General features: G+C 44.2%; 8 protein-coding genes and 1 pseudogene. 6 read left to right on the forward strand and 3 right to left on the reverse strand.

From position 1 onward, the window contains the following. Window positions 1-204: 204 nt before the first annotated feature. From CFT61_RS10880 to CFT61_RS16615, 4 genes and pseudogenes are all read left to right on the forward strand, one after another. Window positions 205-1,869 (forward strand): hypothetical protein, encoded by a 1,665-nt coding sequence (locus tag CFT61_RS10880; protein ID WP_254918949.1) that lies wholly within the window; start codon window positions 205-207, stop codon window positions 1,867-1,869. 2 nt (window positions 1,870-1,871) lie between these two features. After that, window positions 1,872-3,194: a hypothetical protein gene (locus tag CFT61_RS10885; RefSeq protein ID WP_142990615.1), complete on the forward strand. Its 1,323-nt coding sequence runs from the start codon at window positions 1,872-1,874 to the stop codon at window positions 3,192-3,194. Between the two features lie 113 nt (window positions 3,195-3,307). Beyond that, a complete protein-coding gene (locus CFT61_RS10890; RefSeq protein WP_089544456.1) occupies window positions 3,308-4,513 on the forward strand; it encodes a hypothetical protein in 1,206 nt (401 codons plus the stop codon). A gap of 348 nt (window positions 4,514-4,861) precedes the next feature. Further along, window positions 4,862-5,040, forward strand: a pseudogene (locus tag CFT61_RS16615) (glutamate 5-kinase); the annotation flags it as partial. A gap of 116 nt (window positions 5,041-5,156) precedes the next feature. Here the strand turns inward: CFT61_RS16615 and CFT61_RS10895 are convergent. Together CFT61_RS10895 and CFT61_RS10900 are read right to left on the reverse strand one after the other, a co-directional pair. Beyond that, window positions 5,157-7,337: an alpha-galactosidase gene (locus CFT61_RS10895; RefSeq protein WP_089544457.1), complete on the reverse strand. Its 2,181-nt coding sequence runs from the start codon at window positions 7,335-7,337 to the stop codon at window positions 5,157-5,159. Between the two features lie 65 nt (window positions 7,338-7,402). Continuing rightward, window positions 7,403-9,682 carry a TonB-dependent receptor gene (locus tag CFT61_RS10900; RefSeq protein WP_089544458.1) on the reverse strand — a complete coding sequence of 760 codons (2,280 nt, stop codon included), beginning with the start codon at window positions 9,680-9,682 and terminating at the stop codon, window positions 7,403-7,405. A 330-nt stretch (window positions 9,683-10,012) separates the two neighbouring features. Between CFT61_RS10900 and CFT61_RS10905 the strand changes: the two genes are divergently transcribed. After that, window positions 10,013-11,629 (forward strand): DUF6377 domain-containing protein, encoded by a 1,617-nt coding sequence (locus tag CFT61_RS10905; protein WP_089544459.1) that lies wholly within the window; start codon window positions 10,013-10,015, stop codon window positions 11,627-11,629. Window positions 11,630-11,662: 33 nt separating this feature from the next. On the opposite strand, the gene CFT61_RS10910 is transcribed toward CFT61_RS10905, so the two are convergent. After that, complete coding sequence (locus CFT61_RS10910) at window positions 11,663-12,790, reverse strand: lactonase family protein (protein ID WP_176425579.1); 1,128 nt, start codon at window positions 12,788-12,790, stop codon at window positions 11,663-11,665. Between the two features lie 348 nt (window positions 12,791-13,138). Here CFT61_RS10910 and CFT61_RS10915 point away from each other — a divergent pair, with 348 nt between their 5' ends. Further along, the gene (locus tag CFT61_RS10915; RefSeq protein ID WP_089544461.1) at window positions 13,139-14,296 is read left to right on the forward strand and encodes a PDDEXK nuclease domain-containing protein; all 1,158 of its coding nucleotides are present in this window, start codon (window positions 13,139-13,141) and stop codon (window positions 14,294-14,296) included. Window positions 14,297-14,373: the final 77 nt, after the last annotated feature.

Raw genomic sequence — 14,373 nt, forward strand, 5'->3', positions numbered from 1 at the left:
CTGTCTTATATACAACAATTTCAATATAGATATGGTGTGATTTCCAGTTGGATAAAGTTAAAAAATGCAATATCAATTGGAGGTTCACATGATTTTACCGATAATCACGAGAAAAAACTAATACTCACTCCACCCCCCCAGGTTTTCCGTATCTTTGCAGCGTGAAAATAATTAATGTATAATCTTATAAAAAAACGACACGCTATGAAGAAAGTGAACAAGATGAATTTTCTTTTAGAAGAAACAAGCAAGTGGCTATTATCATTAGGACTCATTATCTCAATGGGAGCCTGCAGTGACAACGATTCTGACGAGAATGTGCCTAATCCAGGACATACTCCACTGACAGATGTTCAAGTAGCGCCACGCAATCCTTACCTGGCATCCGAACATTATAGTATCACGCATTTCAATTCAGCGCAGACCGACGCTTTCCCTTATGCAGTGAAGGATGGTATATTCACCGTGAATCCGGAGAATTGTGCTTCTACCTGGAGCGGACCTGTCAACCTGATGACACTCTCCTCTACCTCACCAGATTACATGTGGGGTATGAGCAGCGACCGCGTATCCTATATCAACGTAAAAGACGGAAAGTTTGAGCGCATTGTCGAAGCGGAACTTCCAGACATCAAGAAGCATACCAAGGAAGAGTTAGAAAAACTGACTGCCGACTATTCATCACTGAATGACTTGACCCAAGCGGCAACAGACATCCTGGGACAGATGCCACAGATGTCGATGGCGAACGGATGCTACGTTTTGTGCGACAAGGACAATTATGTATATATCAATGCTGGAAGAAAGCTGTCTCGATATCGTCTCAAGAACGCCTCCAAGCCTGAGGAAGGAATCATGTTGGACAACACGATAAACCTGGCTTCCAACATAGCCAATTCACGCACCCTTGTAGGAGTATCCATGACATTTGATGGTCATCTGATTGTTGCGGCTCAACGTTGCCTGTTGATGCTAGACCGTGGCTTGACTACCATAGAGGATACCTATACCCTGCCTACAGACCAGATATTGACCAATTCCGTCTCAGTGGACGAAAACTCTGTCTATGTGGCGAGCAACAGCACCGAGCCTAACGGCAAGGGATTGATGCAGCGCATTATCTGCAAGAATGGCAAGTTCTCTACAGATGCTTCCGAAGGTGCTTGGCAAGCTTCTTATGATGGAGGTCCTGCTGCTCCTTGCATTAAATTGGGCTATGGTACTGGCTCCACTCCTACCTTGATGGGATTTGGTAGCGACGAAGACAAACTCGTTGTCATCACCGATGGCAGCAAACGCATGAAGTTAGCAGCATTCTGGCGAGACGAGATTCCTACAGATGCCAAGGTCATTGAAGAAGGCAACCCTAGATTGGCGGGAGTGTTTGAAGTATCATGCGGACTTCCTGTCTCTACTGAGTGGGTGCAGTCAGAACAGTCGGTAGTAGTAGGCGGCTATGAGGCTTTCGTTGTAAACAACATCAAGGAAACTGCCGAAAAAGCTACAGACAAGATTATCGGTGTATTGGCGATTGGTCCTCTCTTGGAAGGTCCAAAAGGCGTGGAGTGTGTACGTTGGAATGTAAAGGACAACAAATGGGAGGCTCTTTGGAGTCGCTCTGACATAAGTTCTATAAGTATGATTCCTGCTGTTAGCACTGCTTCTGACATGGTCTTCGTAAATGGTTGGTACGATAATACAGGTTGGAAGATTACAGGTTTGGATTGGGCAACAGGCAAGACTCGCCACCAAGTGAATCTGGGTAAAAGTAATCGAGGCAATGGCGCATATGCCATCTTGCAGTACTTCCCGAATGGTGACTTATTGTTTAATTCGGTGGCAGGACCTTTCCGTGCCCCATTAAAGTAAATATGACGATGAATAAAATCTGGAATTTAAGTTTATTGTGCCTGGGCGCATTGGTATTGATCGTCCAGACAGCTTGCAGCGATAATGACAGCGATTCCCGAGAAGTTCCACAAGTCGTTCCAACAGCTCAGTGGAGCCAGACGATGGCAGGAAATGGTGAGACATTGGGAGCTTATCCCGATCTCTACAGCAACTATTGGGAATTTACTTATCGCCAGGATGAGAACTCTGATAAAATTATCTGCATCAAGGGACAATACCCTTACTGCAGATACATGAGTTTCTCATTCTACAATGACGAGACAGGAGATGTCATCGGCGGTTTGGACGATATCAACATTCATGCAGATGCTGGTTCTACCAATCCATTCAAAAAGACTATATCGGGCAAAAACTACTATACCCTCTATGTGGTATCTGACGATGTTAGCCAAAAAGTACTGGACAAGTTGAAAGGCGCCAATATCTGCAAGGTAGATTCCAAAGTCAAGAAGGTGATGATATGTCATCGCCAATACCTTGGTACAAAGGAAGATGGCAAGACCGATGACGAGTTTGGTGGAGTATCATTGCCTGAAATCACGGCATTGGACACAGAAAACTTCAAGAATGTAGTTCCACCTGCACATGTGGAATCGAATGTCTATAAGATTACATCGAAAGTTTTCTCACAGAAGTCGGATGAGAACAACCAAGTGCCATTTTTCCTGGCACCAGTGAGCAGGTATTACCCGAACAATTCCACCTCTTATCTCTATGCTCGCACCCATCTGCAGAAGGATTCCATCTTGGCGTTCACCTTCTATCCTGTTACTGCACCGACCAAGCCTGAGGAATACGCTACAGCTGATGCCCGATATTGGTCCATCTGTCTAGGTTCTGCATCCGATACCCGTTCATATTATTCAATATGTGACCGTGATGCAAGATACGAGCCTGGCAAGAAAGCCATGTTCTTCATCTGCCTGAAAAACAACCCTAAGTTGAAGGAGATTGAGGAAAAGGTGAGAAAGCTCAATGAGGAACAAGGTGGTTTCGTGAACCTCATGGTATGGGACAGCGAGAAGAAAAACATAGACGGAAAGCCTATTGGCGAATATATCGCATTGATGTATCGCAACATCCTGCCTAATCCTGACTGCCTTTATTCTATGGTGAAGATGACACCTACGGCATATAAGGACGAAAAGGGTGAACCTATCGACCATGTCACCGACCCAGAAAATCAGTTGGCGCATCTAGCATTGGGGAGATATGGTCCTATAGGCACAAAAATCAGCACCCAGTTATTCCTGGAAGCCCGCATTGATGTCGTACACATGTAATAAACATGATTTACGTCAGGCAGGCAACACTGCTAGTTTAATTTTTGTAAAAATAGTGACTGTGATTTGCCCATCTTGATAAAAAGCATTACTTTTGCAAAAAAGTATCAAGAATGGGAATATCTATCGAATTTGCAAGCCCAGACATATTTTATGCCTTGGCTTGCTTTACTTATATAATAGTAGGCATAACATGTGGCATCATCAGATGGTGCCACATGTGCCATCCTTACGACAAACAGGCAGACTTCTTTTATCCTGCTCGCCGGCAAGTGACCTTTTATTTTGCGGCAACTGTCTTGCAGTTCCCATATATATTATGCCCACATGACGCTGACTTGTGGTTTTACGTCCGCTCGTTTGGCATCATCTATTATCCGATGTGTGCAGCCATGATGTTCCATCGTTACTTCCGCCTGGGACATGGTAATCGTAATTGGCTGTCGCGTTTCAAGTTTTCCATATCTATTGGTTTACTCGTCGTGCTAATGCTCCTATCTCTGTTCCATACCGATGACACATTCTCAAGAAACCAGTTGGTATGGGAATGTGTTATGGGTGGCATAAGCCTTCTGCTCACCATGGATTTTGTAATCGAAGGTCGATGGCTCAATCATCAGATAGACAATTACCACACACAGAATTACTCCAATGACAGCGATTTTCCGTATGCTTTTGCCAAGAAGGTGATTTATCAACCCCTGGGATGTTTCTTGTTGATGTGGATAGTTTTTCTTACAGACAGCAGAATGGTAAAAATGATTGTTGACCTACTGCTTGCAGCCTGGATGCTGCTTATCCTATGTATGATATTGCATCCCAACCGCATGATACATTCTACAGAAGTAAAAGAGAAAATGGAAAAGTTGGAAGCGGAAAGCCTTCAACTGGTACAGAAAGAAGCCGAAGAAACTGAAAATCAGGTCATCGCAGAGGACATGGTTGAGGGTGAAAAAGGAACATCAGTGAAAACTGAAAGACAAATTCAGCCAGAGGAGTGGGATACCGTGAGACAAGAAGTGCTTACCATCGTGAGTCGGCGGTATCTGGAACCCAGCCTGAAACGAGTGGAAGTAATAGGCGATGTAAGAAAATCCACACACAGCTTGGCGGGCAAGTTTATCACAAAAATAGGATTCTACCAATTGGTAAATGCCTTCCGCATCCGCCATTACGAGCAACTGATACAAGATGCGCCTGCAGCTATGAGCCAAGAAATGGCCGCCGAGAAATGTGGCTTCAAGAATCGCTGGGCACTCTCCAATGCCCGCAAGCGAATGAAAGATTTCGACTATTCGCTTATCGAGAAATATCTATAAGTAGGATAAGATATTACATTGTTCCCCTCAAAATGGCAGAAAGTTTACCTACGGATTAAACTTTCTGCCATTTTCTTTTGCTCATTCAAGAAATAGTCGTATCTTTACCATTACAACAAAGTTGTAACACCAAAAATGTAATGGCGTATGAAACTAAGTAACAGGAAATTAGCAAATCCTTTCATCTATCAAGGATATGAAAGTCCTGAGTATTTCTGCGATAGAGAAGCAGAGACTGCTACCCTTTTATCTCATCTGAAGAACGGCAGGAACGTAACACTTATCTCTCGGCATAGAATTGGCAAAACGGGACTCATCAAGAATACCTTCTTCTATCTCGAGGAAGAAGAGAACGATACCGTGTGCCTTACCGAGTTGATGTTCACCGATAATGACGAGTTGTCAGGCTTGATAGCCAGGATGTGGCGAATGCCGGCATCAAGGTGATCATCGCCAATGGCAATGTGCCCAATATCCTCATCGACCTGAAGGAGCATCCGATGGAAACCCTTCATACCGAGTTTGTGGCAAGACCGCTAAACAAGTAAAATCATCAGGGATAAGAAATACAGAAACCTAAAAAAGCAGCAAGCCTATTTATAGACTTTGCTGCTTTTCGTTTTCATTATGAATAGTTGATACGTTATTCAAATACCAATACGTGGCTGATTCCATCGGTCTGACCGAATACATTCAAGCCGACTTTCATCAGATAGTCACCGCTGTACTGCTTGCCATTGCACTCCAAATCAGACTCCTTACCAGGCATCAGATTAGTCTCCTTTACGGTATAAACCTTATCGGCATCCAATCCCTGCATCTTCACATTCATCACAGGCTCCTTGTAGCGTGGATGCAAGTCGTAAGCAAAGAGAACGGCACGATGCTTGTCCTTACTTACATAGTTAATGGCACAATGGTTGCCTTCGTATGGAGAAACCAGACGATACTGGTCACCCTCAAGAATCATCGGCTTCATGCTATCGTAGTTCTTAACAGCATTCTGCACAAACTTGTAGTCATCACCAGAAAGCGACTTGAGGTCGATATCAAAGCCCAACTTACATGAACTGCAAACATCGGTGCGGAACTTCACACTGGTATTCTTGTTCCAGTTAGTTACATGCGAACCCATGGTCTTGGCTGGGAAGAACTTTGACAGGCTCCACTGGATGTAGAGGCGCTCGTATGGATCCGTATCGTCAGAACACCAGAACTCAGTGAAATACTTCAGCATCTCGTAATCCATTCTGCCGCCACCACCAGAACAAAGCATCATCGGCAACTTAGGATACTTCTTATGAATACGGGTAAGCACCTTGTAGATACCACGCACATGATCGATATAGAAATTACCCTGATTCTCCTTATGATATGGAGAATAGATATTGGTAATCACACTGTTGCAGTCCCACTTGAAGTAAGCCACATCCGGATTCTCCGTCATGATACGATCCACGATGCCGAACACATAATCCTGTACCTTAGGATTACTGATATCAAGTACCAGCTGGTTGCGGTAATAATAAGTATCACGCTTTGGCTGCATAATCACCCAGTCAGGATGCTTCTCAAAGAGTTCACTCTTAGGATTCACCATCTCAGGCTCAATCCAAATACCAAACTTTACACCAGCCTTCTTGGCATCTCTTACCAATCCTGGTATTCCATCAGGCAACTTGCTCTTGGTAGCCTCCCAGTCGCCGAGACCTGCATGGTCGTCCTTACGAGGATACTTGTTGGCAAACCAACCATCATCAAGCAAGAACATATCTACACCCAGGTCCTTGGCATCCTTCATCAACTCAGCAAGACTCTGCTGGTTGAAGTCGAAGCCGGTATTCTCCCAGTTGTTCAAGAGCGTAAGGCGATCTTCCATACCCATATTTACCTGATACTGACGAGCCCAATTGTGCAAATTACGGGAAGCCTCACCGATACCATTATCGCTCATGGCAAAGATAAACTCAGGGGTAGTGAACGTCTCACCAGCCTTCAGCTTATAGTTAGAGGCGTATGGATTGATGGCAGGAATAACACGAAGGGCTCCCACGTTATCTACCTCGAAGGTAAAGCGGAAGTTGCCAGGCCATCCGATGGTTCCAAGCATCACCTTGCCCTCATTCTCCTTGGCTGGCTCATCGAATCCCAGTTCAAAGAACGGCTCCTCATGCATGGCTGCACGGGTACCCAACTTGGTATCAACAATTTTCTTACCAGCAGTCAACTGGCAAGTCTCAGGCTGTCCTTCCTTAGCCCAGTCGCTATGATAACTGGTAACGAAATACTTGTTTGCCTTGAAATAAAGCATTGTAGAGCTATATCTCCAAAGCGTAACCGGAGCTTTCTCCTTATGAGAAATTTCGCTCCATGCCTTGATGACGTTCTCCTTAGGGTAAGCTGCATAGTGGAGCTTTACGGTCAGCGGATACACCTTGTCCTTAAGAGTGATGATGGTCTCAACACCTCCACTGATAGCCTTTTCTTCAGAAGACTGGTAATACAAATAGGTGGTCATGTTACCATCTGCATGGGTCACTGCCACTGCCGGCTCGAAGAAATCTTCAGCACCAGAGGATGCATAAACCTCATGACCTCGCTGGCAGACGGAACCATCAGAAGCCGCATATACATCCCACTTCAGATGATTGTAATCTGAAGGATTCTTCAATTTGTCACCCAGATACACTTGGTAGAGGCGACCCTTAGGAGAAACCTGCATCACGAGGTCGGTCTTATCGGTTGACACTCGGATGGTCTTTTGAGCAGATGCCATGATAGATGTCATGCACATCGCTGCGATAATCATAAATACCTTTTTCATCGTTCTTTGGTTTTTACGTGATTGCTTTGTTATAATTATAACGCTATGATTCTTTCGTTATTATCTTAGAATTTGATTCCTGCAGAGAATTCCACCGTGAACGGACGGAGATAGCTACCACTCATGTACTTGCCTTCATATTTTCCGGCTTCCTGCTTGGTAATCAGCTCAGAACCGCTAATGGTACCCTTGGCACCCTTCTCGTTGAAGATATTGATGACACTCACACCAAGGCTCAGCTTCTTGTTCACATTCCAGTTGATTCCGCCGAAAGTTTCCCAGTGACCATTGAAATAGAGTGCCTCCTGAAGGTTGGCATAGGTCTTACCGAAGTAACGGAAGCTCAACCAGGCATTCAGATTCTTGGTGATGTCGTATTTAGGGTCCAACTCGATAAGAACCTGAGGAATCTCCTTGACAATCATATTGTTGGCATTCACACCCATAGACTGACCGTCACTGAACGTTACGCTCGCATTATAGTTCTTATACACCGGCTTCTGATAGGTGAAGAGTGCATGCATGTGGAAGTTCTTGAACGGATTGATTTCTGCCGAGGTTGTCCAACCCAAAGTCTGGATGTTATAGATGAGCAACACGGTCTTACCCTCTGTAGTGCCAGGCTTGGTAAGATTCTGCTGATCGATATTGTTCGACTTTGAAATGTAGGTCACCATTGAAGAAAGGTCAATCCAATCATTCTTGTAGAAAATACCACCACGAATCAGTGGGATGGTTACTCGCTTATACTGCTCCTCGGTAGGACCTGTTCCAGCATACTCGCTGATGCGTGGGAAACGGGTGGCGATGGTAGCATCGGCTGTCAGACCAAACTGGCGGGTAAGGTTATACGTCAACTGCAAGGTGGCTGCATAATTCAATTTATCCTTGGTTACGTTCTTTGCTTCGATGCTGTGCTCGGTAGCAACAACAGAACCATCAGCAGCAGTGACGTATGTATTATAGTTACCCATGTGGAATCCTGAGAAACGTGGAGTAGAAATCTGCTCGGCAGACATGCGGTAGTACTCCAATCTACCACCATAGAACACCTTGAACTTAGGACTTACCTTCCATTCGTCGGTAAAGTAGAGTGCTAACTTGTTCTCTGAACCCTTGGTGTATTCAGGACTCAACTCATTATAGCCGAAAGTCTCAGAACGACGGGCTGTCTGTGTAGGATCAAGCGGATTGACATACATCTGGCTCAATGTGCGTGGATAAGCTTCTACGGTGCCTGCCCACTGGAACGAAGACGAATAGTAATTGAGATGGTAATACCACTCGTTCAAACCAATCATTAATTTATGGTTGTTCAACTGCTTGGAGATTTCGGTAGTCAAAAGCGCATTGCTCACCTTACCAACATGCAACCAGGTGCGACGGCCTTCTATATAACCACTGTAGGCAGACCCATCAGAAAGCTGATAGCCATCAGCCTCGCTCACCTGAGAGATGGTACTTCCTCCGTAATCCACAAAATTGGCACGTGGAGCATTCATATATTTGGCGTTGAATTTCCACAACCATCCATTATCAAACTGATACTGGCTGATGAGGGCAATTTCGTTGGCATGATTCTCACTGCCATCGCTCATATTCCATGTCTCCATCTTTCCTGACTTTGTATTCAAGTATTGGAAAGAACCTTGACGCTGCACGTATGAGTCCATACCCGGGTCAAAGCCATCAATCTTCTTGATACTGCCGTCGCCTGAATAGATAAATGGTGCGGCATTGGCAAAATTGCCAGGGTTCTTGCTGTTGGAATACTTATATAATAAGGAGATACGTCCCTTTCCATCATTCAAGATGCGAGTGATACCGAAATGATAAAGTTGGGTACGGTCGGCATAATCAGTAAAGCGAAGCTTGAAACTACCTGGATCGAAATTCTGATACATACTGGCAGTATAAAGCCAATTGTCACCGATTCCACCAGACAGGTTGAGATCTACATTCTGCATACCAAAATGGTTTGCCTTATAGTTGAGCTTGCCCTTGAACTCTTTCTGTCCCAACTCGCTGAAAGAAGAAACTGCGTACGCAATATTACCAGTAGCAATGGCAGACTCAGATGGAGTCATCAAGTCGGTACCTTTCAGTGAGGCATCGCTACGCCAATGTGCAGACAGTCTGTGTACGGAAGAAGAGTAAACGGCAGGAAGACCGTTCTCATATACGGTTACATCCTCGCTTGGCAATCCTATCTGGATTTCACGAGGCTTGTTGGCATCAGATGCGTTGAGCATCACATTACGCTCTTCCTTTTTCTCCTTGTTTTCAGATTCGTCGGAAGGAAGTGCATACACTTGGCTTGCAGCAGACATCGCTACCAAAGCCATAGAAAATGTACGGATTCTTAAGTTCATAATCTTACAGTTGTTTATTCTTAGTTTGACTTGATTTCACTTGCCACCGAATGCGATTCGGTTGCGGTTGCAAAGTTAAGGAGATTTTTCAGACATTGGCATCATGTGTAGGTTACGAGTAGATAAATACCAGGTTTATTAAGTTCATAATCTATTAATAATCAAGCTACCAAAGATATTAATACTTTTTAATAGAGTAGATAATAAAAAGAGGAATAAAAGTAGTATCTTTGCAGAAAAATACAATTATAAGGCACTCTAATAGCCTATCTGATAGTAACAATAACAATTAAAAGAATAGTTATGAAAGTAGTATTGTGGTTCTTAATGATGCTTATGCCATTGCTGGCAAGTGCTTCTTCCGTAAACGAGGAACAGCTGTTCCATCGTCTAGACAGTTACATCGCTCAGCGAAGCAAGTTTACCCAAAGAAAAGAAGCGAAACTGCTAAGACTCAAAAAGCAACTACACATGACTTCCGACAAGCGTAGCCAGCTTAGTCTCTATAACCAAATCTACAGGGAGTATTATACCTACCGTTACGACTCTGCCATGACATACGCCAAGAAGGGCTACCAGCTGGCAGTACAACTTCAGGATGATTATTTCGTCAACCTGAATAAAATCAATCGCGCGGCAGTGCTGTCAACAGGCGGTTTCTACAGCCAGGCAGAAGACTTAATGCTCACAATGGATGTGGAGAAAATGTCACCTAAGTTATTGCAATACTATTATTATACCTTGACTTGGGTATATAGCTACTGGGAAACATTCTGCAACAAGTCGGAGTTTCAAGAAGGATTCGCAGCCAAGAAACGTTTTTATTTAGGCAAGACTCTTGAGCATATCGGCAACAAGGAATCCGCTCTTTATTACTATCTTTCAGGAGAGTTTGAATTTCTAAAGCAGCGTACTAGTAAAAAGACGCTTCAGTTCTACATGAAGGCACTTTCAGCCAGTCCCCTGAACAGCCGTGTGCATGCCTCATCGGCTTATTGCATAGCCCGCTATTATTATGATACCGACCAAAAGGATTTATACGAAAAGTATATTGTAGAAGCAGCCATCTCAGACCAGATATGTCCCCTGAAGGAGAATCTGGCCCTTCAGGAGTTTTCCACCTATCTATATAATAAGGATGCCTCCTATGCAAAGAGGGTTGCCAAATACCTCTATTGCTCCATGGAGGATGCCCAATTCTACAACAACCGTCTCCGCATGGTTGAGATTTCACGCATACTTCCCCTTATCACAGAAACGAACCATCAGGCAGAAGTACGCAAGAACCGCATCATAACAGCATCTCTCGTCATCGTGAGTATCCTGTCGCTAGGATTCCTTGCCATGGCTTTCTTTGCATTCAAGATGAACAAGCGTCTGGCCAAGAGCCGTAGGGAGATAAAAAGCCAAAATACACTCTTGGACGAACTGAACCAGAAGCTGCTCAATACCAATAAGCGAAGAGAGACCTATATGCATTTATTCATGGACATCAGCGCCGTATATATCAAGAAACTGGATGATTATCGCAAATTGGTAAGCCGCAAAATCAAGGCAAAACAAACTGCCGATCTTCTGACTGCCATCAGCAGCTACAAGCTGGCAGAAGAAGAGGCTGCCAACTTCTATATTCGCTTCGACAAGGCATTCATTGACTTGTATCCGAATTTCGTCGCAGAGTTCAACCAACTGCTGTTGCCAGAAAAGCAGATTGTTCTCCCTGCCCCTAACAGTCTCACCAAGGAACTGCGTATCTATGCACTGATGCGACTAGGAATTACGGATGGTCAGGAACTGGCCACCCTCCTGTTCTATTCTACGCAAACCATCTATAATTACAAGACAGCCATCAGAAAGCGAGCCAAAGACCTCACCACTTTTGATGCAGCCATCAACCGACTATGCAATGTGATAGGCTAACCAGAACAAGTGCCTGGTAAGCCCCAAAGCGTATTAATTGGCAAACTGCACGCAGACAGGTTTTCCAACCTTTATGTCCTGCTTCGTATCAACCATCATTCCAGTTTTCTTATTGAGTTTGAAAACCTGAATCACATGGCTGTCACGGCACGCCACAAGCATGAACTGTCCGTTAGGCGTGATGGCGAAGTTGCGAGGATGGGCAGCTGTAGGTTGGAATCCTATCTTTGTGAGCAGACCCGATTTCTTATCTACGGCAAATACCGAAATGCCCTCATCGGTTAACCGATGGGAAGCATAGAGAAAGCGACCGTCAGGAGACAGATGAATATCGGCACTTCCAAGCGTACGGGTCTTCGAAGCCTGTATGCGCTGCAACTCCTGCAATGTACCCTTGTTATATCCCAATACGGTTACCGTGCCATCCAGTTCGCCTATCAGGTAAGCCACATTGCCTTTTGAATTGAATACAAGATGGCGTGGTCCCGTTCCTTTAGGTGCCTGATAGGCAAGAACAGGATTAGATAAAAATTCCTTTCCATCATTTACCTGGAAGCGCCAGATACAGTCGTTCCCCAAATCATTGGCAAGCATATATTGATGATCAGGAGTCATCTGGCAGCAATGGATATGCGATACCATGCCGCTCCCCTCCCGATGCATATCAAAATATTGCGATTCTGGCGCCACACTTCCATCTTCCTTGATTGGGAATAAGGAAATATCACCCCCATTATAATTGGAAGTCACCACATACCCACCATACAGCATCACATTGCATGGTGCCGCACCCGGCATCTTGTTTTCCGGTCGAGTAGCCTTCGTTCCGCACTTCTGATACCCAAGCGGAGTCATCGTTCCCTCCTTCTTATTGAGGATGAAAGCCCCGAGCCCTTGTCGCCCATCATCATATTCGCTCACGGCATAAACCCGATTTGCATCATGATTCATCATGAGAAACGAAGGATTGCCCGCTTGTACATTGCTAACCAATTGTGATTTCCCAGTACGTTGGTTGAAACGATAAACATACATTCCGTCAGAAGTACTCTGGTCGGTATAGGTACCTACTACCATTGTAAGTTCATCACTCGCCACTGCCGGCATCCCCACAGCCATTGTCAAGGACAAGCCTGCCAATATCGTCTTTATATTGCCCATAATTGCTATATTTATTATCAAGTCAATAGTATATATAATGTTTAGAGGGGCAAAAATACAAAAAGAAAAGGAAACGGGCAAATGAAATGGCAGAAAATTGAGAATAATCCTCAACTTTCTACCATTTTCTTTTGCATATTCAATAAATAGTTGTATCTTTGCCATTACAATAAAGTTGTAACACTAAAGATGTAATGGCGTATGAAACTAAATAACAGGAAATTAGCAAATCCTTTCATCTGCCAAGGTTATGAAAGTCCCGAGTATTTCTGCGACAGAGAGGCTGAAACAAAGACCTTGATGTTGTACTAAAGAATGGAAGGAATAACAGCTAAAATCAGTAGCATTATGAAAGAACCCGGCAAGAAATATAACGATGAAGACAACATGCTCGTCAACGACTTGCGTTCCATCGTCAGCAAGGCTCGCAGCAAAGCATTTGCTGCCGTCAATTATTCTCTGGTGGAAAGAAACTGGAGAATAGGACAACGTATTGTGGAACAGGAACAGAACGGAGCATCACGTGCAGAATACGGAAAGCATGTGATAGAGATTGCTTCGGCTGCTCTTACAGAGGAATTCGGGAAGGGATTCTCATATACGAATATTGCCAATTACAAAAGGTTTTATCTGACATTCAACAACTTACAAATTCTTCAGACAATGTCTGAAGAATTTAACAATCCAATTCAGCAGACACTGCCTGCTAAATCTTCAGCCCCGCACAAAGAAGACAAAGCAGAGTCTACCCAATCCGAGTTACGCCTTCTTCCTTGGTCTCATTACGAGCGACTTATACGAGTAGAAGACAAAAAGGCTCGTGAATGGTATGCAAAGGAGGCATTCGAGCAAGGTTGGAGTTTCAGAACCTTGAACCGCAATATCAACACCTTATATTATGAACGTCTTCTTATGTCAAAGAAGAAGCAGCCAGTCGTTAACGAGATGCAAGACAAGACAAAGGCTTATCAGCAAGACAAACTCGAATACATCAAATCACCTGTTGTCTTGGAATTCCTTGGATTACCGGAAGGCCCCTCCCTTGCAGAATCAAAACTGGAGACAGCCATCATCAACAACCTAGAGAAATTCTTGATGGAAATGGGAAAGGGATATGCGCTTGTGGCTCGTCAGCAACATATTCGAACCGAGGAAAACGACTACTACATCGATTTGGTGTTTTACAATTACCTCATCAAATCATTTATTTTGGTCGATTTGAAGGTAAATCGCATCACTTATCAAGATGTAGGACAGATGGATATGTATCTTCAGATGTACGACAAGAAGAAAAAAGGACCAGACGACAACCCTACCATCGGCATCATCCTTTGCACCGAGACCGATTCGGATGTGGCACGATACTCTACCCTCGCCAAAAACGACCAGATGTTCGCTGCTAAATACAAGCTTTACTTGCCAGACAAAGAAGACCTCAGAAGAGAAATCGAACGACAGAAGGAACTGTATCTAATGGCTCATCCTGAAGAAAACGATAAAGAGTAATTCTTCTGGCAGTATCAGAATAATTAGAAGGAACCATTACAAAAAGGTCAGACGCTGTCTGACCTTTTTGTATCTCA

The organism is Segatella copri, from assembly GCF_002224675.1.
GTDB lineage: Bacteria > Bacteroidota > Bacteroidia > Bacteroidales > Bacteroidaceae > Prevotella > Prevotella copri_U.

Coding starts and splice junctions, on each gene's coding strand:
- CFT61_RS10880 (WP_254918949.1), top strand. CDS start 205: ATGAAGAAAGTGAACAAGATGAATTTTCTTTTAGAAGAAACAAGCAAG.
- CFT61_RS10885 (WP_142990615.1), top strand. CDS start 1,872: ATGACGATGAATAAAATCTGGAATTTAAGTTTATTGTGCCTGGGCGCA.
- CFT61_RS10890 (WP_089544456.1), top strand. CDS start 3,308: ATGGGAATATCTATCGAATTTGCAAGCCCAGACATATTTTATGCCTTG.
- CFT61_RS10895 (WP_089544457.1), bottom strand. CDS start 7,337: ATGAAAAAGGTATTTATGATTATCGCAGCGATGTGCATGACATCTATC.
- CFT61_RS10900 (WP_089544458.1), bottom strand. CDS start 9,682: ATGGCTTTGGTAGCGATGTCTGCTGCAAGCCAAGTGTATGCACTTCCT.
- CFT61_RS10905 (WP_089544459.1), top strand. CDS start 10,013: ATGAAAGTAGTATTGTGGTTCTTAATGATGCTTATGCCATTGCTGGCA.
- CFT61_RS10910 (WP_176425579.1), bottom strand. CDS start 12,790: ATGGGCAATATAAAGACGATATTGGCAGGCTTGTCCTTGACAATGGCT.
- CFT61_RS10915 (WP_089544461.1), top strand. CDS start 13,139: ATGAAAGAACCCGGCAAGAAATATAACGATGAAGACAACATGCTCGTC.